Genomic DNA, 24,091 nt, shown 5'->3' with positions numbered 1-24,091 from the left:
AATACTTAAGCAAGTAAAGACTAAGAGTGGAAATATAAATATATATCCTATGGACATTTTTTTACCAAAAGATATCATTGTAAAAATTTGAAAACTTAAAACAGATAAACAACAAAACAATGCAAATACCTTAGCTATATTTTTTGTGCTATCCTGTTTTAAATAATATGCATATCTTGGCCAGTAAAACAGTATTGCCAAAACAAACATTGTAGCTGCAGGAAGAATTAAAATATCGCCCCAGATGGACTTAAAGCCTATTTGAAGAATTTTAGAAATTATAGAAAGGGCTATACCTAAAATTAAGAATAGTTTTTTTACAGGCTTACCAAGCGCCATAATATCCTATTGTTATGCTACTACTAAGTGCTCCTTTTTCCATACACTCTAAAATAGATTTTCCTTCAAGAATTGCCATAAGAAATCCAGCTATATAACTGTCTCCTGCGCCCATGCTATCTATTACTTCACACTCTTTTATTCCAAACTTAGTGAACTCATTGCCATCATAAGCAATACTACCTTTTTCCCCCCTAGTAACAACTACCACTCTTGGACCTTTTTCTTTGATAGATTTCATAAATTCATGCAATTCTTCATCACTTTTGCTATCATTGGAGAAAAATGCATAGTCTACATATGGAATAGCCTTATGTGTTATCTCATGATCAAACCTATCTGCAAAATCAAAAGCAACAGGTACCCCTCTTTCTTTAATTTTATGAAGTTCAGATTCTATCATTCCCCATATCCCAGTTACAACTAGATCATGGCTACATAAAAAATCTATATCCTCTTCTGTAAGTTTAAAATCTGCCATAACACCTTCTTCATAATCACCTAGGATTCTATCACCATTTTCGATTTCAACATGTGTAACTGCCGTCTTTCCATCGAGTACTTTTATATGGGATGTATCTACACCTTTTGCTGATATGGCTTCAATCATAAACTTACCATAATCGTCAGTCCCTACAACACCTGTATATGATGAATTTCCATTCATCCTTTTGATATATACTGCTACATTAACTGGATTCCCACCAGGGAAAGTCTCACCGGTTCTATCATAAACATCTATGCAGTTATCACCAACTGCTGCTATCTTTATCATTTCTTCCATATCTCCTTAACGTTCTGTTATTTTATTAAATCTCTCTATTGCTAATTTTGCATAAAGAGATGGTTCATTAATATATGCTGTGACAAGTTCAATCGTTGCCGCTCCATCATACCCACTATCGTATATTTCTGCAATAAGTTCCTTAAGAGGAATATTCCCATCTCCTGGAATAAAGTGAGTGTCGCTTTTTCCATCACTGTCGATTATATGCAAATGTTTAAGACTCTTTCCAAGTTTCTTAAAATAACTCATTATACTTTCATTCTGCACATAAGGGGGAACGATATCACACATTGCTCCAAAATATGGAGAATCAATGGATTCAACTATATCACAAAGATCATTTGCTGTTGTGCATACATTAGATTCAAATGGAGTAAGAGCTTCAATAAGAAGTATATGCTCTTTTTCTTGTGCATAATCCACCAACTCCCTAATACTCTTGTACAATCTTTCCCATATTTCCCTTCTAGTAGCTTCATATCCGGCATGACCGGCTGATATTACAGTATACTCTGCACCAAGAGCCTTTCCCATCTCAATTGCTGTTTTAAGATATTCTATTGATTCTTTTCTTTGATATTCATCACCAATCATATAATTATATGGATAAGCATTGTGCTCTGGCGTGTATACCTTTATAGGAATTTCGTATTTGTCCCGAAGGTTCAACAAATTATCTATTTGCCCTCTCTTAATGTCATAGGGAAAAGCATGTGGTCGCCCTCCCCATAATTCAATATAGTCATATCCAAATTTTTTGGCATCTCTAAAGATATCCTCTATATCACTTCGCTGATATCCTGACGTGAACATTCCAATCTCCATAATGTCTTCCTTTCCAATTTTAAAAAGCAGGCTCCTTCATAATAAAGAAGCAGCCTGCTTTAGTAATTTACAACTTATAGATAGCTATTAATAATCAAGCTGTCTGTAATATCTTCTTATCTCCATTGGATGACAGTTTAGTTTTTCTATGTGAACGTCTATTCTTGAAGTTATTACTCTCATTAAAAGATGAGAAAGATGTCCCCTAAACTTTTCACTTATACCTATCAGTTCATAATCCTTTGTGTCAATTATGTTATAGTTTCCGCATATTCTTGGTAAAAACTTTGCCACCCTTTCACTAAGTTTCCTCTGAGAATCCTCTCCAACAAAAACTGTGACTGCCGTATCTCTATCTACAATTTCAAACATACCGTGGAAAAATTCTGCACTGTGAATGGATTTTGTTCTTATCCAATGCTGCTCTTCCCAGTAGCACATGGCATAGGAATATGTTGCTCCATATTGATTCCCTGCTCCAACAAAATAATGAATACTATCGTTCATATGCTTTCTTGCTATACTTTCTCCAAGTTCATCAGCTGATTTTTCAACTTCTACAAGTCCGCGGGCAAGATGTTCATCAAGCTCAGCATAAAGTTCATCGTACTCATTAAATTCTCCCGCATTATACATAAATCTGTCAGCTGCCATAAAGAATTTAAGCTGCTCATTTTCTGGATATGAAATAAGGTGATCTGACATTTTAGCCAGTTCTGTGTCAGCATAATCTACAAAGCCAATTACTTCAGCACCTGCTTCCTTAGCCTTTTTCACTCCATCAATCATTTCTGTAGTTCTTCCGGTAACAGAAGATATGATTACTATTGTACCTTCCCCTACCTTTTTATTTCCTGTTAAAATGTATTCTGCTGCATTTTCAACAAAGAAATCTATTGAAGATCTTTCCTTCATGTGCACCTCAGCTTGTAGGCAGGATGCATATGTTCCGCCTATACCAAGCCAGCATATATTTTTATATCCTTTTTTACATATTTCATCTACAATAGACTCTATTTCACTTCTAATGGCCAACGCACCATTTACGCTATCCAACTTCTTTTGTTCTTCAAATTTTAACATTATCATAATCTCCTAGCTATCTATTTTATTTTCCAACTTTTAATTTTTGATAATAATCATTGTATATTGTTATTGCTTCTCCAACATCTTCTTGGAAAAACACATTTTTCTTGTAGTCAAAATCTCTTGCAGGGTCATTTTTGTAAGCGTCAGAAGCCGCCTCAACTGCTGCATCATTAGGACATGAATATGGATATTCTACAAGATTTTTAGCCATAATCTGAGGGTCAGTTATGTAGTTTAGAAATTTTTCTGCAAGGTCTACATGCTTAGCTCCCTTTGGTATTACATAAAGATCAAAACCAAGTTGTACTGGATCTTTTTCAAAATCAGCTATTACAAGATTATTCTTTTCTCCAAGCTCTGACATAGCCCATGAAGCATTTCCGTCAAAAGTAAGTGCCACAGATGCAGTTCCATTTACAAGATTTTGTTCAGCATTTCCATATGCTACAATATTTTCGTTGTATTTTGTCAGCCACTCATAAGCTTCTGCTATTTCACTTTCCTTTGTTGAGTTAGGATCATATCCAAGTGCAATAAGTGCTATAGGAAATAGGTTTCTAGCTCCATCTATTGAAGCTATCTGTCCCTTTAATGCAGGGTCTATAAGATCATTGTAGCTCTTGATTTCAACAGGACTTTTATCCTTATTATAAATTATATAAACATAATTCATAAGATATGGTACGCAGTATTCTTTAGCAGTCCAGTACGATTCATTAATATTGGATGCATTTGGTATGTTTTTAAAGTTTATCTTCTCAATATAGTCGCCTTTTATAAGTGATTCCATATAAGCATCACTTGTCATTATAAGGTCATACTCTTGTCCGCCACCTGCAGTAAGCTTTGTTATTGCATCTGCATTGTCACTCATGTACGATAAATTCACCTTTACATTGTTTTCCTCTTCAAATTTAGCAATCAAATCATCAGATATATACTGTTGCCACATATAAATATTGAGCTCTTTACTTGAGCCTGATTTACCACTATCACTACCAGAACCAGTATTTTTATCTGCACAGCCTGTGAAAATACCCATGATTAAAACCATGGTTAAAAGAATAGAAATTGTTTTTTTCATATTATCCCTCCGTGTTTTTTGTTTTTTTCAACATATTTTTAATTGCTTTATTCAAAACCATTGATATTACAATGACTAGAATCATAATTGTGGTTAGTGCATTAATATCAGGAGTAATACCTGACTTATTCATTGAGAGAATCAAAACCGGCAATGTAGAACTCTTTGAACCTGCTAGCATATTACTCATCACAATATCATCTATTGAAAGAGTAAATGACAAAAATGCCGCACTCATTACTCCTGGCATAATACTTGGAAGAGTAATATTAATAAATGTCTGAATCCTGTTGGCTCCCAAGTCTAAGGATGCCTCTTCAAGACTATAACCATCACCACTTATACGCCCCTTGATTGTAACTAGTGCATAAGGTATGCAGAAAGTACAGTGTCCTATCAATATACTTCCCATTCCAAGAGCAAATCCTACTTTCATAAATATGATAAGTAGTGCAACTGCTAGAACAATTTCAGGAACTATTATTGGTATATAAAGCATGTTATTAACGAATTTCCTTCCTTTGAATTCATATTTTTTCAGCCCAAGAGCACCTATTGTGCCTATAGTAACTGAAATTACAGTTGCTAATACTGCAATTATCACTGAGTACCAAAGACTATCTATTACAGCAGAATTAGTGAATAGTTTTGTATACCACTGAGTTGTAAAACCATTCCAGTAATAATTATATCTTTGATTGTTAAATGAAAATATCATCATTACTAATACCGGAATATATAATATTGTATATATAGCTACTGAATAAATTGTACCAACTAGCCCTTGCCATCTTTTTCTCTTTTGTATTTTTGAAACTCTCACTTATAACACCTCCATGTCTTCAATCTTAGCAAATCTGGTGTATATAAAAATAAGCAGTCCTGTTATGACAATCAAAAGTACGGAAAGAGCCGCTCCAAGTGGCCAATTTCTTATTGCTCCAAACTGATTTTTTATAATATTACCTATGTATAAGACCTTTCCACCACCGAGCATATCCGTTACTGTATATATTCCAAGTGAAGGAATAAATACCAATATTATTGAGGAGAAGATTCCCGGAAAAGTAAGTGGCAATGTTATTCTTAAAAAGGTAGTACGCCTTGAAGCTCCAAGATCTGCAGATGCTTCTAAAAGAGATTTGCTTAATTTTTCAATTGAACTGTACATGGGAAGAACTGCAAATGGAAGCATGCTTGTTATCAAACCTAGCATCACAAGACCATCAGTATATACAAAGTTTATGGGTGCATCTATAAAACCTGTATTTTGAAGAAACCTGTTTATAGGTCCGCTTGTTTGAAACAACAGTAGCCAACTATTAAGTCTCATTAAAGAGTTTGTCCAAAACGGAATCATAATCAGCATTATAAGCTTTGAAGCAACTTCCTTTGGCTTTTTTGCAATATAATATGCAAATGGATATCCTATAATTAAACACAGCACCGTTGTTATCGCTGCTGCCCTTATTGACTTAACTATAACCTTATAATATGTAGTGTCCAACAATGTTTTATAACTATCCCATGAAAAGTTATAAACAACATCACCAAAAACCCCTCTGGACATGAAGCTAATATAGATAATATACAACATAGGCAATGTTACAAATAAAATCATCCATAAGGAAACAGGTCCTGCCATAGCTAATGCTGGCAGCGTTTTTCGTTTAAATTTGTTTTTTCGATTCATATCGTCCTCCACACTATTTCTTATACTTAATAACTACTGCTTTTTCAGGATTCCAGTATATATTTACAGAATCTCTCTCTTTAAAATCATCATCTTTCTCAAATCGAGAATATTTTATTTCAGTATTATCTTTCAAATCAATAACCGTATTAACAACAGTTCCCATGTATAAAAAATCCCTAACAGTACCCTTAAGATTAAACCCTTCTACAGGATCAATACTCACTTTTACATACTCTGGTCTTATTGAAACATGGACAATTTCACCAACCTTGAATCCACTTCCCTTTGCCATTATTGTACCTGCTGAATTTTCAATAACTAAAATTTCATCATGCACTTCAATAACCTTACCATCAAAAATATTAGACTCCCCAATAAAACCTGCCACGAATTTAGTAATTGGTCTGTCATAAATCTCACTAGGAGTTGCAAGTTGTTCTATTACCCCTTCATTCATTATTGCTATTCTATCACTCATTGTAAGAGCTTCTTCTTGGTCGTGAGTTACATAAATAAATGTAATTCCAAGCTTCTTCTGCAATCTTTTAAGCTCTACCTGCATCTGCTTTCTAAGCTTAAGATCCAAAGCACCTAAGGGCTCATCAAGAAGCAAAACTTTCGGATTATTTATAAGTGCTCTTGCAATTGCAACTCTTTGCTTTTGACCTCCAGAGAGAGCATCCGGCTTCCTGTTTTCATATCCTTTTAGCTGGATAAGATCTAACATTTCATTAACCCTTTTAGTAATTTCATTTTTTGGCTTTTTCCTAATTTTAAGTGCATACCCTATATTATCAAATACACTCATATGTGGAAAAAGAGCATAATTCTGAAAGACTGTATTAACCTCTCTTTCAAAAGGTTCCTTATCTTCAATACTTTCTCCCTGAACCATAATAATTCCAGAAGAAGCTTCTTCAAATCCTGCAATCATTCTAAGAGTAGTAGTTTTCCCACACCCTGAAGGACCGAGAAGAGTCAAAAATTCTCCTTCTTTTATTTCAATATTCATTTTTTTTACAACCTTGTTTTTCCCAAAACTTTTCTCAACATCAATTAAAGTCACAATAGAATCAGACATCTTTCACCTCTCAAATTTAATGTTAAACTTTTGTAATGCAGTATAGTTGTACATACCAATATAATAATAACATAACAATATAAGCTTAGCAATGCTTTTTGTGCTATAGCCACCCTACTTCTTCTTGTCCTTTGCTTTTAAAAGTCTTGATGTATCTAAATTGTTTTGCGGTTTTTCTGGATTATCTTTACTATCTCCAGTTTCATCATCTTTTTTTGAAATGTTTATAGGGTCTTTACTTTTTTTGTTTTTAGTTTCCGTTTTAACTTTAAGTTTATCTTTATGTTTTTTAAGCTTAATATTCTTGGAATATTTTATTATATTTTCTTCTAATATCTCCATTTTTTTAAACCTTATATTAAGTCTTCTTAGTGCTATATCTAGAAGTATAAGTATTAGTGATAAAAATAGTAGTATCTGTGATAGATCTCTTGTTCCATAAACCTTTTCTATATCACCTTTAAAAACTTCATCTGGACTATTTATAAACATTCCATTTGACTCGTCTACCAATGTATTTAATTTATTTTGATTGTTATTTATATTGTATTCATTGGAATAGTTTATACTTGTTGCATAATTAGTTGAATTGATGAGTTTATCTTCTTTATATTGATTGATTTTTAGGAGATAAACTCCATTTTTATCCGCTTTAAAACTTTCCTTAAATTCTCCTGGTTTAGTGGTTTTCAAATCCAAATTTATAGTTTCTAAATCAGGAGTGATTATATTTGCCTTAGTTTTAAGTTCTTTGTTAAGATTGCCATTGTTTTTTACTATTATCTCTTCTCTATTTCCCATAGAATTAGTTTCTACTATTATATCCTCTTCATATATTCTAGGAAATGTCCACTGTACTATGTTTTTAAAAAATTCTATTCCTTCTGGAGTTTGTAAATAGCTAGATGTCCATTTTCCATTGACATCCGATGTCCAAGCTACAGTTCTGCCAAGTCCATACTGCCATGTGGATAGTAGAGGGTCTCCTTTATCAGTTATGAGTATTTTCTCTGCTCTTTCTTTGTTTGTTGCACCTATATATCCATCCACACTGGGAATTCCTTCTGAAAATGGATTTATTATATCATTATATGAACCTACCACTGGAGTAAAAGTTTCATTATTTATATATGATTTTGACGCTAAAAAAGTTTCTTTAGTAAATATCTTTGGTATAGAATCATATTCATCTACAAAATAGTATCTGCCTTTTCCATCATCGGCTATATTTTCAAGTAGCCTAGTGTCTGAGTCACTTCCAACTGCTACTGTAGATATAGTTATATTTTCTTCTTTCATCTTTTCTATTAGAGTGTCATATCCATATCTTTCTGCTTGCCCATCTGTTAAAAGTATAATATGTTTTAATTTTGTATTTGTATCTTTTAACCCTTGATATGCCTGATTAAGAGCTGGTAATATACTAGTTCCACCTGCTGCCCTTATAGACCCTATATCAGCTATTATGTCTTCTTTCTTTTGATTTTCCTCCAGTTCTACTACCCATTGTGCATTTCCATCAAAAGCTACTACACCTATTTTATCTTTAGATTTTAAGGAATTAACTGCCTTTATAGCAGCATCTTTTGCTACTTCAATCTTACTTGATCCACCTTGGCCGCCTTCCATACTTCCAGATTTATCTATTACAAGGACTAGACCAAGACTTGGAACTTCTCCCTTTACCTTCATTTCCATATCAACTGGCAACATTTCTTCTAAAGGAGTTTGATAATATCCTCCAAGTGCATAACTATTTTCTCCACCTGTTACTACTAGTCCACCACCATAATCTTTTACATATTTGCTTAATGAGTTTACAAACTCATTATTTATATTTTCTAAAGATACATCACTCATTATTATAGATTTGTATTTTGAAATAGTGGATATGTTTCTTGGCACTTCTTTATCTTTTATATAATCTACGCCTATGTTCGAAGCTTTAAGTATCTTTTCAAGTTCTCTTCCGCCATTTTCTTCTCCATCTATTAATAATACATTGGCACTACCTTCGACTTGTCCAAAAGTTGAATACTCATTATTTTGTGTTATAGTGTCATTTTTAGTATCTACGATGGCTTTATAAGTTCTAAACCCTCCGTTTAGAGCTGTGTCTTTAAATATAAATCTATTTACACCTTTTTCTACATTTACATTTCTTTCTCCTACGACTTTACCATCTGAATATAGTGTGATTACTCCATTAGTCTTTACATTACTGGAGATACTAATTGCAACATCAAAACTTTGATTTTCATAGAGCCTTTTTGGTATATCTATTTTGTCTATTTGAACTTCTTCTTTTTGCTCTTGTTCTAAGTTTAATACTTTAAAATCTATATTGTTACTCTTTATAAGTTCTGATTCTAATAGACTATCTCCTAAGTTTTCATATCCATCAGTCATTAAAACTATTCTTTTCATACTATCATCTGGTAATAATCCTCTAGAAACTTTTAGTGCATTTTCTATATCTGTAAATCTTCCGTTTATCTTTGTTTGAAATTCTCCATTTTTTATCTCATCTTTAAGTGAAGCTTCAACTTCCGTTTCTTGACCAAATGTCACTATACCTATTTTGTCGTTGTCAGATTTTTTCTCAGATGAGTTTTCTATAAACTCTTTAAATTTTTCTCTACTATCCCTAGCACTTTCTGATAAATCAACTAGAAATATTGTAGATATTTCTTTCGTATATTTTTTAATGCTAATACCTGCTATAGATAGAACTATAAATGTAACTATTAAAACTCTCAAGATCAATACTGCTTTTTTTCTTCTATCATTTAGTCTATTTAAGCCATCTTTAAAATAAAACACTATAAATAGAGCAATAGGTAATAATATCAATAAACTTTTATTAATAAAATCAATAGCCACGATTATACACCACCCACTCCAAACTTATAACTATTAAGGCTAGTATTAAAATAAGATTTCTAATGTCCTTACCTGTTCTAACCTTATATTGATTGTCATTTTTTACAAGATTTCCTTCATGTGTTTCTTTTATATCTATTGATTCTTTTGAGGTATCTATATTTGATACAAAGTAACTCTTTAAAGTCTCATCATCTGTCACTTGTTCTATAGTATATACTCCTTTATAGGATGTATTTGAATATGATGGACTTGTTATCTTTTGTTTTTCTCCTTTTGGATTTATGATATTTACTTGTTTTGATTTAGGAAGTATATTTATATCTATATTTTCTCCTGCTAATACTTCTACCTTTTCTTGTGTATTAATATTTAAAGTATAGTCTAATATATTTTGAATAAAGATGGGAAAATCAATTTTAAGTGGCAAGTCAGTATTTCGAATATCAAATCCCACTACTACCATTTTTTGATTATCTCTTATCCCTTTTGCTATAACTGGTTTATCATTTAAGGTTAATATAGGTCTTAGCCAGTTTGTTTTTTCTATAACATTTGTTTTATCTATGTAAAAGTCTAAATTTACATATTTAAACAATTCATCGTTTATTAGTTTTATTTCTCCGTTTTTATCACCATTTGAAACATTAAATAAATTATTATTATTTGGATTAAACATCACTATATTTCCATCTTTAGGAATGTCTTTTGGAACTTTACCGTCAAAAATATATACATCGTATCCTTTTAAATCATTTGGCAGCTTTTCATTTGATTTATATACTTCTATATTTTCATTAATTCCTATAGCTTTTTCTAAAAATATATTTCCTTTTTCAGATACTATCAATACCTTCTTTATAGGATCACTATTTATAACTAAGTATCTACTATTATCAACATCTAAAGAGTCTTCTATATCTATTTCTGCTTTTAATACATTTGTATTTTTATTTACATTATCAAAATATATATCCCTACTCTCCTTAGCTTTTAATTTTACTTCTTGAACATCTAATATTTGATCGTCACCATAAATAGATATATCAAAACTTTGTTCTCTATTAGAATGATTAGTAACTGTAGTCAATGCAGTTATATTTTTATCGTTTTTAGAGTAAGACATATTATCTAAGCTTATATTGGTTTCTTTTTCATTTATTTTATTTACTTTTAAATTATCTATATCAGTATCTATTTCTTTATCTGTAAAAAATACTAGATCGTAATTATCAGTATCTTTGATCAAAGCTTTTACAATAGACAATGTATCTTTTATATTGTCGCTACTGTCATTTACAACTATCTCGTTTAATTTTTTCTTTAAAACACTTTTGTCTCTAGAGTTACTTATCAATATATTAGGTTTATTGTCCATAGAGATAAGTGTTGTTTTGGTGTTGGCTTTAGTACTTTTTATTAAATCTTCTATCTCTTCTTTAGCTTTCTCAAATCTAGTAATTCCATTTATATCTTTATTTTTCATACTAGCTGATTTATCTAAGACTATTATCAAATTATCGCTATTTATACTGCCTTTAAATATCTGTGGTCTTGCTAATGCTAGCACTATCAATGTAAATAAAATTATCTGCAAAATGAGTAGTAGATTATTTCTTAACTTTTGCCAAGGTTTATTAGCTTCCATATCTCTTAGCATTTTATCCCATAGATAGTTACTAGATAATACTATATCCTCATGTTCTTTTTTTAGTAAATACATGAGTATTAAAGGTATTAATCCTAATATCAATATTAGGTATAGTGGAGAATAAAAACTCATTAGATCACCTCAATATCCCAGTATTTATTAAATTATTAAATATAATTTCTTCTATATCATCATTTTCTATAAGACTATAGAAACATCCATATTTTGTACAAGTTTCTTTTATATTAGATAAAAAGCTATCTAATGTTTTTTCATATGCTACCAATGTTTCTAGGGTAATGGTTACGTCCTTACCTTCTTTAGTTTCACTATCTATAAACCTTATATCACCAACATATTTAGGTTTTAACTCTTCTTTGCTTAGGGTATGGATTACTATAATATTTTGATTCATATAGGAAAGATATTTTATTGCGGTTTCAAAATTATCTGTAAACATATCCGAGATTATAACTGATATGCCTTTTTTAAAAGGTCTTTTGTTTATAAGCTCAAACATATCTTTTGTTTCTTTAAATGATAGAGTTTCTATATAGTTTACTAGTTTTCTAAATAAGTTTTTCCCATTTATATTTTCTATATAATCTAATCTACTTTCTTTTGTGGTATATATAGAAACTCTATCCATGTTTAATATACTTACATAGCCTATTACAGCAGCAATCTGGCTAGCTATAAATGACTTTTTAGGATTGCCATAGTCCATAGATTTTGTTGTATCTATAAATATATTTACACTAGCTTCCCTTTCTTCGGTAAATAGTTTTATAAAAAGTTTTTCAAATCTAGCATAGGCATTCCAGTCAATTTTCCTAAAGTCATCGCCTTCTGTATACTCCCTAAAATCAGAAAATTCTACTGAAGAGCCTTTACTCTTTGACTTTCTTCCACCCATAAAGCCTTTATCCAATACTAAATTTGAATTTAAGCTTAGTCTTTCTAGTTTTTTTATTAATTTACTATCTATTAGATTTTGACTCATAGTATCAGTCCTTTTTTATTGTTTCATCTTTTATAATTCTAAATTATCTATGACCTCTTTTATATAATCATCAGGAGTTATATTCTCAGAAATAGCATCAAAGTTTAAAACAACTCTATGTCTTAAAACTGGATATGCCATATATTTTATATCATCATAACTAACATTATATCTTCCCTCTATAAGTGCTTTAACTCTAGCACCTTTTACTATGGCCTGTGCACCTCTTGGACTTGACCCATATCTTATATATTTTTTAGTTATCTCTGGTGAGCTTTCATTTTCAGGATGAGTTGATAATATAAGCTTCATAGCATAGTTTATAACTGATGTTGCTATTGGGATATTTTTAGCTATATTTGACATAGATATAAGTTTTTCTCCACTCGTTACTTTTTCTAAATTATCTGTATCTATTCCTGTAGTTATTTCAACTATCTTTGTCAATTCATTTAAGTTTGGAAACTCTAAATTTAATTTAAATATAAATCTATCCATCTGCGCTTCTGGAAGAGGGTATGTTCCTTCCATTTCTATTGGATTTTGAGTTGCCATTACAAAAAAGGGTTTGGTTAAACTATAAGTGTTGTTTCCTACTGTTACAGTTTTCTCTTGCATAGCTTCAAGCATAGCACTTTGAGTTTTTGGTGTGGCTCTATTTATTTCATCTGCAAGTACTATATTGCTAAATATAGGTCCCTTTTGAAATGATAACTCTGTTTTCCCATTTTCATCATGACTTACAATATTAGTTCCAACAACATCTGCTGGCATCAAGTCTGGTGTAAATTGAATTCTTGAAAAATCTAGATCTAAAACTCTTCCTATTGTTTTAACTAGCTGAGTTTTACCAAGACCTGGAACACCCTCTAGTAGTACATTTCCTTCACATAATATAGCTATTAAAACTTGTTCTATTATATCCTCTTGACCAATTATTGCTTTACCAATTTCATTTTTTATTTCTAAAAAACTTTCCTTAAAACCCTCTATATCTTTTTCATTTATATCCATGAAACTATCACACCTTTACTTAGTTTGTATGTTTATTCTAGTTCTATAAAGTATTTTTTTACAACATCTTTCATCTTTGGAGGTATATCTTCTGTATTTATTTTTTCATATGCTGATTTTTTATAGTTCTTTAATACTTCATTATATGGAACTTCTTCTCCAACTTTATCACCAAACTTTTTAACTTGAGTACTATCTACATCACCCTGCTCACCTTTGCTACCACTTACTTGTGTGTCATATCCCTCGCCACTTTGATTTTTTGGAGCGTGGATTTTTTCATAGTCCTTTACTCCACCGTCATTTTGAGTTTTAGAAGAATTTCCTCCTAAACCTCCATTACTGCCCCCATTTCCTGATTCATTTGAGGAGCCGCTACCCGCACCACTTCCACTGCCCTGACCCTGACCTTGACCTTGAGCAGTGCCTGAACCACTTCCAGTACCACCAGTACCATTGCCACCAACTTGAGTAGATCCATTTTGACTTGCTTGACCTGACATTTGTCCTGTTGAAACCATACCCTCTAGTTTACTTATACCATTACAAACTGATTTAGAAGAACAACTTCCGCTACTTAATGAATCGCTCAACGAATTTGATAGATTAGCTAAATCACTCTCTATATTACTATTTTGTAAATTATCTATATTTTGATTTAAGCTGTTAGCTAAAGAGTTAATTGCTTCTTTTATCTCTTCATCTTCTATAGATTTTTCTATTTTCTCTAAATCTTCAATGGATTTTTGTAAATCTTTTTTATCCATGTTTTTAAGTTTATCTTCTATATTTTTCATTTCTTTTGATATGTTTTCTTTGTTTTTGTTTAAAACTTCTTTGCTTAATTGTTTTGTTAAATCTATCTTTTCTAATTCTTTTGTTAGTCTTTCTATCTCTTCATTTTTAAGTTTCTCTCTTAATTTTTCAAGTTCTTTTTTAGTTTTTAAAATATCTTTATCCAAATCCTCAAGTTTTTTACTTTTATCTAATGTTTTTTTAAGTTCTCGCAGTTTATTTTCTATTTCCTTTTTCTGTGTTTGAGTTAACTCCTTGTCTTCTTTAATTTCATTTATTACTTTTTCTATATCTTCATTTTCTTTTTCTATAATTTGTTTGTCCCTTTCAATATCTTTTGCTCGATTTACTGAAGGAGTAGATATATTTATCATTATAATAGTTATAAATATGATTACTACTGTAGAGACTATTGTTTTTTTAGGATATTTTATTTTTATATTTTTCTTTAAATTATCATCTTTTAAATGTTTTATTGTATCCTTCTTTTGTATTGAAGAAAAAACAGTATCATCTTCAGAGTTTTCAAGAGATGTAACTACTCTTTCTTTAAGTCCAAATGAATCTATAACTTTTGCAAGTTCTATGTCTTTAGGTTTTTTATATATTGAAAATATAATTGTAAGCATCATTAATAAAATGAACAATTTTATAGATTTATTCATTATATATGGAATAGAGACTATCTTAGATAATACAATCATGGATAATAAAGCTATAAAAAAGCAATGTATTCCATGAATAAAATAGTTTACTATCTTAGTCATATAATATTTTCTTTTAAGTGGACTTAATAGTTTTAATATATCTTTATCTATCATTTTTATCATCCTTACTATTTATTTTTTGACTTTAAACCCTTCATAGGATTTATTTTTATAGATGATAAGTATAGTAATATCATTGATGTAATTATACTAAATAACATATTTATAACTATAAGTTTTGTACTTCCTTTTAGACCAAATATATCTGTTAACATTCCTTGACCCATAAAACTATCTAACACACCTAAAAGTACTACAAATGGATTTAAATATAATATTTTAGGAAAAGAGTTTAAAAACCCTGATACTCCATTAGGTCTAAAATAAAATACTTCCATAGCTAAAACTATAAAAACTGTTCCACCTGCTAACAATGCAGTTACAAAATAGCTCATTATAGTAGATGTAGTAGTCTTCTTAAAAAAGCTTGACATAAATATACCTATACTACCAAATAATATGGCAGTTATCACGTAAAATATAAATATAAGTAGTATATTTGATAAAGAAATCCCTCCAAATAAAAATATAATACTAAGCACTGGAATAGATACTATTAGCAAGAGTACTACTTCTGCTATTGAAGCTAAAAGTTTTCCTACTACCAACGATAAACTTGACATTCTAGTACATATAAGCAAATCTAGAGTTCCCCTTTCTCTTTCCCCTGATATGCTATTTGCTGTAGTAGCTGGTGCTATAAGCAAGATTAAACCTAATTGTGCCATAACTATAAATATAAATATAGTACTTATTTCTTCTGGTCTTATGCCATAGCCACTTCCATAACCCATAAATATATTGGACGACATTAAAAGTATCAATCCTCCAAGTGCTAATAAATAAATCATCATAACTGCCACAACTTTCCAGCTTCTCATTTTAATTTTTAACTCTTTTTTTAGAATTGGATTCATTACTCTTCTCCCCCCTTTGTAACCTTCATAAATATCTCTTCTAAGTTTCTTTCGATATGGTTAAATGATACTATTGGTATCTCCTTATTAACTAACTTTTTAATTAACTTAAAAGTGTCTTCTTCATCTCCATTAAATTCTATTTCTAAAATTCTTCCATTTTCATATATATTTCCAACCAAAGGGTCTTCCTCTAATAGTCTAATTGTATTTGGATTGCTTTCTACTAGTTTTATCTTTATAGTATTGTTTCCACTACTTATTTTATTTACTATCTCTTCTACTGGACCTTTTATTACTATCTTTCCATTTTCTATTATTCCTATCGTTGTACATATCTCAGCCAATTCAGGAAGTATATGAGAGCTTATGAGTATTGTCTTGCCCATTTTTTTTAGTTCTTTTAAAATCTCTTTCATCTGTACTCTAGCCCTTGGATCCATACCAGATGCTGGTTCATCTAGGACTAGAAGCTTAGGATTGTGTATAAGGCTTCTTGCTAAACACAATCTTTGCTTCATCCCTCTCGATAGGGAGTCTACATATGAACTCTTCTTAGCTTTCAAATCAACAAGCTCTAGCAAATCATCTGAGACTGCAACTATTTGTTCTCTAGATAATCCAGCCACATTGCCATAAAACTCTAAATATTCATCTACCTTGAGATTGTCATATACCCCAAAGAAATCTGGCATATATCCTATTTTTTCTCTAGCCTGTTTTATATTTTTGGATATATCAAGCCCATCTATATATATTTCACCCTCTGTTGAGTTTAAAAGAGTAGATACCATTTTCATAGTAGTTGTTTTTCCTGCACCATTTGGCCCTACAAATCCAAATATCTCGCCTTCTTCTATATCAAGTGTTAAATTATCTACTGCTTTAAATGTTCCATAAACTTTTGTTAAATTCTTAATTTTTAACATTATTTGCCTACCCCCTTTATAGAGAATAATGGCGGTGAGATAATATTATCCTTACCTGGCTTTGCTTCAAATTTTATCTTTACACCTTTTTCTTCTCTATAATAAATCCCAATATTGTTTTTATCTATAACTAACTTATTCTTATCGCTTTCTTCCCATATATCTTTATCATAGCTATAGATATATGAACTAATATCTGGAGATGTACTTATATTTATCTCCATGCTTTCTAAAGCTATATTTTCATTAGGTTTAAGTGAATATACTACATTTCCATCTCCATGTAATTCTCTACTATATGAATCCATGTCAAGATAGTTTAACTCCTCTATCGTTGGTTTAAAGACTCCTTCAGGTATTACAACTTCTTGACCTGTTTTATACTCTATATCTAGTGGTATTATTATTAAATTTCTATCTACTCTACTTGGTTTTTTACCATTTATCTCAATATCATCTATTATTGCTTCTTTATTCCAAGCTATTATCATAGACATATCGCTATCTTGTTCTATATATTGAAATAGTGCTTCTTCAATCATAGTTCTTTTAGCAGATTCACTAAGTATATCATTTTGATTATACATCTCATCTCTCCAAGGATATATATTTTCTACTATCTCATATACTACACTACTTGGGATTGATTTTTTTAGTTTATTTGAATCTATCTCTATATCTTGGGTAAATTTTTTATCTATATTACCTAATTTATGATGTGTACCACCATATATTAAAACAGCATCTTCAATATTTAAATCTGAATTATTTTTTATTTTACCTTTTATTCCCTTATTATCTATCTTTAAATCGTGAACTTTTATATCTATATCATCTATTGCTTTACTGGAGTTAATTGTTTTGGATTCCCATCTTCCTATTTTTTTAAATTCTATGTTTTTTTGTTTACCTAGATTATACTTGGCAATAGTATCTTTATCATTAAATTTCATCGGATTTATACCGTCATCATTATTAGGATTTAGATTTATAGAAGTATTCTCATCAAAAGAAACATTTAAATCACCTTCTTTAAATCCAAATACACCAGTAGCTACTAAACTATCAATAACTTCACCTTTATTGTTTATTTGAATTATAGCTGCATTATTAGACATTGGATCGTCAAATCTTGTTCCAATTCCTACCATATATATAGCTATTGTAAAGACTAGAGATATAAAGGGAATAGTTAGCCAAGCTTTTTCACTTTTATCTAGTTTTTTTAATACTAGATAGTTTATAGGCCCTGCAACTATTAAAAATATGAGTATTGTAAAAACTATACTTTTACCTTTAACTCCATCTGAATTTGGTATATAACTTACCATATTCTCTAAATTGTTAGATTCTCTCTTTTCAATATCTCCATCGACTTCTACTTTTGTATAATCATCTATTATTTTCTTTATGAAATTATTTTTCTCTCCCCAATTTAAAAACTTATCTTCAGCTAAGTCAAAGCCTAATATAATGATATTACCGTTTTGGAGTTTTTTATTATAGGCAACAGATTTCTCTTTCTCTGTTAAAAAAGCTTTTACACCATCTACTTCGCCCTCTGCTATTAGTACCCCTCCATATCCATCTATTCTTGATGTTTTAATAGGATTAAAATAGTTTATATCTTCAAGTCCTTTTAGGTTCTTTTGATATTTACTACCTGTACCCACAACTAAAGTTCCACCCTCTTGTATATATCCTTTTAGAGCTTCTATTTGTTTTTCATTTAAATTCTCTGTATCATAATCATTTATTAAAATCATATTTAAAGATCTTAGTAAATCTTTATCTTCAGGAAATACACCATTTAAATCAGCCATTGAAGTAGTTTTTTTATCTATAGAGCTTGAGTTTTTATCTAGTCTTATTGAGTTTAAGAAAGATAAACTATCATAATTGTCGCTTAGTACTCCTATAGATATATTTCTGATATCATCTCCTTTTTCAAAGTTTATCTTTTGTTCAAATAAAACTTTTTCTTTACTATCAACAATTTTAAGTATAGCCCCTCTTCTACCACTCATTAGAACATTAATATCTATTGTTTTAGTAGCACCTTTTTTTAAATCTAGTTCCTCTATGTAAGCTTCATAGAGTACCTTTTGGTCGTATCTATCCTTTTCAAACAATACTTGAACTTCACCTTCAACATCTTTTAAATTGTTTTTAATCTCTACTTTTACTGGAGTTTGAATATCTAAGTAATTTTTATAATACTTGTTAAATCCATATGTAACTTTCGTTTCAAAATCCTTTTTATTATTTTCATTGGTATCTGCAAGTACTATTACTGGCAGTATGTTTAATATAAAAATGATAATTACAAATGCTCTTAATATATTTCTATATTTTTTCATTTTATCCCCCATTTCAATTTTTTATTGTATTAAGTGTATTATATCAACCCGTACACATTAAATCAATCATTATAAATAAATTTTACTACAAAAAAATAATAATCCAGCAAAATCTGCCAGATTATTATTTTTATCATTAAATAAGTTCTAATATCTTTAATTCTTTCTCTATCTTTTCTAGTATATCAGGTTTAGCTTTTGTTAGAGGAAGTCTTAGTTCTCCTACATTTACCCCCAATATATTTAGTGCAGCTTTAACTGGTATTGGGTTAGCTACAGCAAATAGCGTGCCATATATCCCTAGTAATTTTAAATGTATTTTTGTAGCCTTTTCATTATCTCCTGCTAAAAATGCTTCTATCATCTCTTTCATATCGCGTCCTACGATATGAGCTGATACACTTACTACGCCATATCCACCTACGGCTAAAGTAGGTAGTGTTAGAACATCATCACCTGTATATACTAAAAAGTCTTTGTCTACCCTTTTTACTACTTCTGAAAACTGTACTACATTTCCACCTGCTTCTTTTAAAGCTACAATATTTTTTATTTTTGATAGTTTTTCTACAGTTTCAGGTAGAAGATTACAAGCTGTTCTTCCAGGTACATTATATAGCATAATTGGTAAATCTGTACTTTCTGCAACTTCTTTAAAGTGACTATATAGAGAGCCTTGATCTGGTTTGTTGTAATAAGGTGTTACTACTAAAAGTCCATCTGCTCCAGATTCTTTCGCCCCTATAGCATTTTCTATAGTGGTAGCTGTAGAATTAGTGCCTACTCCTGCAATTATTGGTACATCAACTTCTTTTTTTATTACCTTATATAGTTTATTTGCCTCTTCTCTACTAAGCGTTGGAGCTTCGCCAGTAGTTCCCGTTATTACAAGTGCTGTAGTTCCTTCATTTATAAGTTTCTTCGCTAATTCTACAGCTCTTTTATAATCCACATTAAAATTTTCATCAAAAGGTGTAACCATCGCCGTTATAAGCCTTCCCCATTTTTTCATAAAAAATCCTCCTTGTAAGTATATTTCTTTATATATATTAACTTATGTATTATCCTAAACTTTGGTTCATACTTAATTAAATCTTTCACCCTTTTATAATTATTAGAATATGATTTAACTATAATAGCTAATTTTTTACAAGGAAGGTGATCTTATGAGTATAGTTGTACAAAAGTTTGGAGGAACTTCTTTAAACGATGTAAATGCTCAAAGTCTTTTATTATCACAAGTTAGGAAAGCCAAGGAAGAAGGTCATGATTTAGTAGTTGTAGTCTCTGCTATGGGTAGATTGGGTGAACCTTATGCAACTGATACTTTAATCAATATGTTAGACATTACAAATGGATCCGTAGAGCTTAAAAACAAGGATTTAATAATGTCTTGTGGTGAAGTTATATCTAGTTCCGTTATATCTCATCTACTAAATATTCACGGAATGGAGTCCGTTGCTTTAACAGGATTTCAAGCTGGAATTTTAACAGATGATAATTTTAATAACGCAAAGATACTAGATGTTAATACCACTAAAATAAGTAAATATTTAAGAGAAGGAAAAATAGTAGTAGTTGCAGGTTTCCAAGGTGCAACTAAAGATATGGATATAACTACTTTAGGTCGTGGTGGCAGTGATATTACTGCTGTTACACTGGGTGGATTTTTAAAAGCAGATAGGGTAGATATCTTTACTGATGTGCCTGGCATTGCAGTAATTGACCCCAAGATAATACCTAGCCCACCTTATATAAAAAATATAAATTATGACACCATGTATAAATATGCTTCTCATGGTGCAAAGGTAATTCATCCTAAAGCAGTATCAGTTGGAGCTAAATATGACATTCCTATTCATATTCGTACAGCATTTTTACATGATGGTTGTACAATTATTTCTAATAAACAAGAGGAAAATAAAAAGATAATAGGGATAGGAGTAGATGTAGAATTTGATTTTGGATGTATTTCAGTATTTTTAGATTCTAATGATGTGGAATTAAAAGAAAAGGTAAATGGTTGTATTTCTCTAAATACAGATTTAAAATTAGGAGCTAATTGGTATGATGATTATCTATTAATCCATGTAGATTCTGATAGAATATTACCACTTACTAAAAGATTATATAGGTGTTTTGATATTCATAAACTAATTTAAAAGGGGCATAATGCCCCTTTTACTTTATGAGTTTTTTTATAATATTACTGGTTGAATTTGTTTACCCTCTAAAGCCATTATTACGGTATCTTTTATTAATTCAAAATCACATGCCAATGAATTAGGCTTTTTAGCCGGATCATCTTGCTTAAATGGAACGAAGTATACGTTTTTCTTATTCAAAAGAGTAGCTAAATTTTTCGCAGTAGCCCCAAGTCCATCATTTGTAGACATTGCAACAACTACTGGTTTTTCATTTCTAAGGTGTGCTTTACATGCCATAGTTACAGATGTATCTGTTATACCATTTGCCATCTTAGCGATGGTGTTCCCTGTACACGGAGCTACTACTATGATGTCTAAATAGCCAGTTGGTCCGATTGGTTCAACACCCTCTATAGTATTTAGGATTTCTTTACCAGTTAATTTTTCAAACTTTTCATTCCATTCTTTTGAAAGTCCAAATTTAGTATCAGTTTTATATGCTATAGCACTCATCATTGGATAAATATCTGCTCCTTCTTTTACCAAACTTTCCATTCCTTTATATGCTTTTTCAAACGAACAAAAACTTCCAGTTATCGCTATACCTATTTTAATTCCTTCTAGTTTCATTTCTATACCCCCAATTCTTCAATAATATTATAAATAGAATCTAACATAAATCTTGCACTACTTACTGGTGCTACTTTTCCAGGTAGTCCAAGAGCATGAACAACTTTTATATCCATCTTATCTGCTGCATTATAATCTATTCCACCAGGCATTGAAGCTAAGTCAATTATCAAAGTTTTTGGATCTATTAATTTAAGCAGTTCTTCATTTATAATGTTTTTTGGAATTGTGTTAAAGATTACATCCATATTAGGTAGTTTTTCTTTGAGATCAAAAATATAGATCGCCTTATATCCATAACTTTTTATCCAAGATATATCACTATGTTTTCTAGCTAATACATATACATTGCTTCCCATGCCACTTAATATCTTTGCCATGACCTTACCTATTCTTCCAAATCCTAGAACCATAGTATCTGATCCATGAAGAGTTATATCTGTCTGTTCTAATGCTATCTGTAGAGCTCCTTCTGCAGTAGGTATAGCATTTAATACCGCCATCTCTTCTCTATCCATAATGTCATAAACTCGTATATGGTAGTGATCTTTCAGCTCTACACAAACTGAAGTACTCCCTCCTATCAAAAGTTGATTTTTATTCATATTTTTAAACACTTCTTCTATTGGTATATCACTTTCATGATACGGAGCGTTTATATTGATCTTATCCCTGGTAATGGGTATCGGTGTAATCACTACATCTACATCCTTTAAGGCTAACTTTATGCTTTGGGCTTCCTCAATCTTATTATCTAAATTTAGTTTTTTAAAACCATATAAATTTATCCTATGTCCCTTTTCTAGTAGTAATTTAGCAAGCTCATAACTCCTCCTATCACCGCCAATAATAGCGAAACTTTTATTTTTCATACCATCCCTCCCTTATTTAAGTTTTGAACACTAATACATATTATGTATATTGTAGGGTTTTGTGATATTTAAAAATCCTAAAATTACAATAAAAAAATACCAAGCCTTGATTAGAACTTGGTATCTCTTTTTATTATAAAAACTATACTTATACAATCAAACTATTTTTTCTTGCTTATAAAGCTATTTCTAGTATATGCTTTATCTATCACTTGTGAAATTTTCATAAATCATCACCATTTAATTTTCAGCTTCCATTTTTCCGTTAACAATAGTATAAGTATGATCACACAATAAATCAATATCTTCTTTATTGTGTGATGTCATAACTATTAGCTTCCCTTCATCTCTTAATGATTCTAAGATCTTTCTTAATTTTTCTACTGAAACTTCATCCAAAGCATTGAAGGGTTCATCTAATATAATGATCTGTTGATTTTCCATAATAGCTTGAATAATCCCCAGTTTTTGTTTCATCCCAAGTGAATATTTATTAAATGTTTTTTTAGATTTCCAATCTAACTCAAATAAATTCATCAAAGATTGAATTTTCTCATTTGGAGTAATATTTCTTATATCAGATAACATCTGCAAATTTTCATAACCAGTAAGATTAGGAAGAAAACTTGGTTTTTCAAGTAAAATCCCTAGATTTTCAGGAAATGAAATATCCTTACCCAATACTTTTCCATCTACTTTAACCATCCCTGATGTTGGTAGTATTAGACCACAAAGCATTCTTAAAAACATAGTTTTTCCGCTCCCATTTCTACCTATTATTCCATAGATGTTTCCACCTTCCAAACAAATATTTATATTTTCCAAAACCTTTGCTTTGCTAATTATCTTAGTAAAATCATTTACTTCAATCTTCATATGATATTAACTCCTTTCTAAGATTAACTTTTCGAATAATTGGTCCTCTGTCAAGAAAAAGGACAAATTAAACATAATAAATCCATATTCTGTTAAATAATATTTTCTTCTTCATAGTCATAAGGTGACTTCATGTCACAGTGACTATGTATTCTCTTTGTATTGTAGAATGTTTCAATGTATTCAAATATCAACTCATGAGCATGACTTAGATGCTGGATTACAAATCTATTCAGCCATTCTCTTTTAATAAGTGCATGAAAAGACTCGATTACTGCATTATCCCAAGGGTTACCTTTCCTTGAGTAACTCCTTATAAAGCTTTCTGCAGGAGTAGCATCAATAT

At 30.5% G+C, this 24,091-nt stretch carries 21 protein-coding genes; 1 reads left to right on the top strand and 20 read right to left on the bottom strand.

Annotated features, from left to right (window positions below; genetic code table 11):
* Positions 1–325 precede the first annotated feature (325 nt).
* The 16 genes from frlD to dapA all read right to left on the bottom strand — a co-directional run bounded on the left by frlD (position 326) and on the right by dapA (position 20,232).
* Positions 326–1,123: a fructoselysine 6-kinase gene (gene frlD / locus TICRE_RS03545; protein WP_075725206.1), complete on the bottom strand. Its 798-nt coding sequence runs from the start codon at positions 1,121–1,123 to the stop codon at positions 326–328.
* Between the two features lie 6 nt (positions 1,124–1,129).
* Positions 1,130–1,951 carry a fructoselysine 3-epimerase gene (gene frlC / locus TICRE_RS03540; protein ID WP_075725204.1) on the bottom strand — a complete coding sequence of 274 codons (822 nt, stop codon included), beginning with the start codon at positions 1,949–1,951 and terminating at the stop codon, positions 1,130–1,132.
* A gap of 87 nt (positions 1,952–2,038) precedes the next feature.
* Positions 2,039–3,040 (bottom strand): SIS domain-containing protein, encoded by a 1,002-nt coding sequence (locus tag TICRE_RS03535; RefSeq protein WP_233120140.1) that lies wholly within the window; start codon positions 3,038–3,040, stop codon positions 2,039–2,041.
* Between the two features lie 19 nt (positions 3,041–3,059).
* Positions 3,060–4,124, bottom strand: a complete 1,065-nt coding sequence (locus TICRE_RS03530; protein WP_075725200.1) for a polyamine ABC transporter substrate-binding protein — start codon at positions 4,122–4,124, stop codon at positions 3,060–3,062.
* A gap of 1 nt (position 4,125) precedes the next feature.
* Positions 4,126–4,947, bottom strand: coding sequence for an ABC transporter permease (locus tag TICRE_RS03525; RefSeq protein WP_084191795.1), 822 nt, complete (start codon positions 4,945–4,947; stop codon positions 4,126–4,128).
* Positions 4,948–5,817 carry an ABC transporter permease gene (locus TICRE_RS03520; protein ID WP_075725198.1) on the bottom strand — a complete coding sequence of 290 codons (870 nt, stop codon included), beginning with the start codon at positions 5,815–5,817 and terminating at the stop codon, positions 4,948–4,950.
* A 13-nt stretch (positions 5,818–5,830) separates the two neighbouring features.
* Entirely contained in the window at positions 5,831–6,901 is a 1,071-nt protein-coding gene (locus TICRE_RS03515) for an ABC transporter ATP-binding protein (protein WP_075725196.1), read from the bottom strand.
* 114 nt (positions 6,902–7,015) lie between these two features.
* A complete protein-coding gene (locus TICRE_RS03510) occupies positions 7,016–9,784 on the bottom strand; it encodes a VWA domain-containing protein (protein WP_075725194.1) in 2,769 nt (922 codons plus the stop codon).
* A complete protein-coding gene (locus TICRE_RS03505) occupies positions 9,774–11,567 on the bottom strand; it encodes a vWA domain-containing protein (protein ID WP_075725192.1) in 1,794 nt (597 codons plus the stop codon). The genes TICRE_RS03510 and TICRE_RS03505 overlap by 11 nt, the downstream gene beginning before the upstream one ends.
* Positions 11,568–11,571: 4 nt before the next feature.
* The gene (locus TICRE_RS03500; RefSeq protein WP_075725190.1) at positions 11,572–12,438 is read right to left on the bottom strand and encodes a DUF58 domain-containing protein; all 867 of its coding nucleotides are present in this window, start codon (positions 12,436–12,438) and stop codon (positions 11,572–11,574) included.
* 30 nt (positions 12,439–12,468) lie between these two features.
* A complete protein-coding gene (locus TICRE_RS03495; protein ID WP_075725188.1) occupies positions 12,469–13,452 on the bottom strand; it encodes an AAA family ATPase in 984 nt (327 codons plus the stop codon).
* A gap of 32 nt (positions 13,453–13,484) precedes the next feature.
* Positions 13,485–15,077, bottom strand: coding sequence for a hypothetical protein (locus TICRE_RS03490; RefSeq protein WP_233120138.1), 1,593 nt, complete (start codon positions 15,075–15,077; stop codon positions 13,485–13,487).
* Positions 15,078–15,082: 5 nt separating this feature from the next.
* On the bottom strand, positions 15,083–15,931 hold the full coding sequence (locus TICRE_RS03485) for an ABC transporter permease (protein ID WP_075725184.1): 849 nt from the start codon (positions 15,929–15,931) through the stop codon (positions 15,083–15,085).
* Positions 15,931–16,860, bottom strand: a complete 930-nt coding sequence (locus tag TICRE_RS03480; RefSeq protein WP_075725182.1) for an ABC transporter ATP-binding protein — start codon at positions 16,858–16,860, stop codon at positions 15,931–15,933. The genes TICRE_RS03485 and TICRE_RS03480 overlap by 1 nt, the downstream gene beginning before the upstream one ends.
* Positions 16,860–19,220, bottom strand: coding sequence for a hypothetical protein (locus TICRE_RS03475; RefSeq protein ID WP_075725179.1), 2,361 nt, complete (start codon positions 19,218–19,220; stop codon positions 16,860–16,862). Before TICRE_RS03475 ends, TICRE_RS03480 begins: the two co-directional genes overlap by 1 nt.
* A gap of 136 nt (positions 19,221–19,356) precedes the next feature.
* On the bottom strand, positions 19,357–20,232 hold the full coding sequence (gene dapA, locus TICRE_RS03470) for a 4-hydroxy-tetrahydrodipicolinate synthase (RefSeq protein ID WP_075725177.1): 876 nt from the start codon (positions 20,230–20,232) through the stop codon (positions 19,357–19,359).
* Between the two features lie 154 nt (positions 20,233–20,386).
* On the opposite strand from dapA, the gene TICRE_RS03465 reads away from it, so the two are divergent.
* Entirely contained in the window at positions 20,387–21,382 is a 996-nt protein-coding gene (locus TICRE_RS03465; protein ID WP_075725175.1) for an aspartate kinase, read from the top strand.
* Positions 21,383–21,418: 36 nt separating this feature from the next.
* Here the strand turns inward: TICRE_RS03465 and TICRE_RS03460 are convergent, their stop codons facing one another.
* From TICRE_RS03460 to TICRE_RS03445, 4 genes are all read right to left on the bottom strand, one after another.
* Positions 21,419–21,997: a dipicolinate synthase subunit B gene (locus tag TICRE_RS03460; RefSeq protein ID WP_075725173.1), complete on the bottom strand. Its 579-nt coding sequence runs from the start codon at positions 21,995–21,997 to the stop codon at positions 21,419–21,421.
* A gap of 2 nt (positions 21,998–21,999) precedes the next feature.
* Entirely contained in the window at positions 22,000–22,869 is an 870-nt protein-coding gene (dpsA, locus tag TICRE_RS03455; RefSeq protein ID WP_075725171.1) for a dipicolinate synthase subunit DpsA, read from the bottom strand.
* A gap of 240 nt (positions 22,870–23,109) precedes the next feature.
* Positions 23,110–23,745 carry an ABC transporter ATP-binding protein gene (locus TICRE_RS03450; RefSeq protein ID WP_075725169.1) on the bottom strand — a complete coding sequence of 212 codons (636 nt, stop codon included), beginning with the start codon at positions 23,743–23,745 and terminating at the stop codon, positions 23,110–23,112.
* 92 nt (positions 23,746–23,837) lie between these two features.
* The coding region (locus TICRE_RS03445; protein ID WP_143583044.1) for an integrase core domain-containing protein at positions 23,838–24,091 on the bottom strand (254 nt) is incomplete at its 5' end.

It is taken from the genome of Tissierella creatinophila DSM 6911 (assembly GCF_001940565.1).
Classification (GTDB): Bacteria; Bacillota; Clostridia; order Tissierellales; family Tissierellaceae; genus Tissierella_A; species Tissierella_A creatinophila.
The sequence above is the reverse complement of the archived record's forward strand: the minus strand, read 5'-3'. Positions and strand labels throughout refer to the sequence as shown.

Coding starts and splice junctions, on each gene's coding strand:
- TICRE_RS03485 (WP_075725184.1), bottom strand. CDS start 15,931: ATGAATCCAATTCTAAAAAAAGAGTTAAAAATTAAAATGAGAAGCTGG.
- TICRE_RS03450 (WP_075725169.1), bottom strand. CDS start 23,745: ATGAAGATTGAAGTAAATGATTTTACTAAGATAATTAGCAAAGCAAAG.
- frlC (WP_075725204.1), bottom strand. CDS start 1,951: ATGGAGATTGGAATGTTCACGTCAGGATATCAGCGAAGTGATATAGAG.
- TICRE_RS03490 (WP_233120138.1), bottom strand. CDS start 15,077: ATGATAAAAATGATAGATAAAGATATATTAAAACTATTAAGTCCACTT.
- TICRE_RS03475 (WP_075725179.1), bottom strand. CDS start 19,220: ATGAAAAAATATAGAAATATATTAAGAGCATTTGTAATTATCATTTTT.
- TICRE_RS03515 (WP_075725196.1), bottom strand. CDS start 6,901: ATGTCTGATTCTATTGTGACTTTAATTGATGTTGAGAAAAGTTTTGGG.
- dapA (WP_075725177.1), bottom strand. CDS start 20,232: ATGAAAAAATGGGGAAGGCTTATAACGGCGATGGTTACACCTTTTGAT.
- frlD (WP_075725206.1), bottom strand. CDS start 1,123: ATGGAAGAAATGATAAAGATAGCAGCAGTTGGTGATAACTGCATAGAT.
- TICRE_RS03495 (WP_075725188.1), bottom strand. CDS start 13,452: ATGGATATAAATGAAAAAGATATAGAGGGTTTTAAGGAAAGTTTTTTA.
- TICRE_RS03500 (WP_075725190.1), bottom strand. CDS start 12,438: ATGAGTCAAAATCTAATAGATAGTAAATTAATAAAAAAACTAGAAAGA.
- TICRE_RS03530 (WP_075725200.1), bottom strand. CDS start 4,124: ATGAAAAAAACAATTTCTATTCTTTTAACCATGGTTTTAATCATGGGT.
- TICRE_RS03460 (WP_075725173.1), bottom strand. CDS start 21,997: ATGAAACTAGAAGGAATTAAAATAGGTATAGCGATAACTGGAAGTTTT.
- TICRE_RS03535 (WP_233120140.1), bottom strand. CDS start 3,040: ATGATAATGTTAAAATTTGAAGAACAAAAGAAGTTGGATAGCGTAAAT.
- dpsA (WP_075725171.1), bottom strand. CDS start 22,869: ATGAAAAATAAAAGTTTCGCTATTATTGGCGGTGATAGGAGGAGTTAT.
- TICRE_RS03465 (WP_075725175.1), top strand. CDS start 20,387: ATGAGTATAGTTGTACAAAAGTTTGGAGGAACTTCTTTAAACGATGTA.
- TICRE_RS03480 (WP_075725182.1), bottom strand. CDS start 16,860: ATGTTAAAAATTAAGAATTTAACAAAAGTTTATGGAACATTTAAAGCA.
- TICRE_RS03505 (WP_075725192.1), bottom strand. CDS start 11,567: ATGAGTTTTTATTCTCCACTATACCTAATATTGATATTAGGATTAATA.
- TICRE_RS03520 (WP_075725198.1), bottom strand. CDS start 5,817: ATGAATCGAAAAAACAAATTTAAACGAAAAACGCTGCCAGCATTAGCT.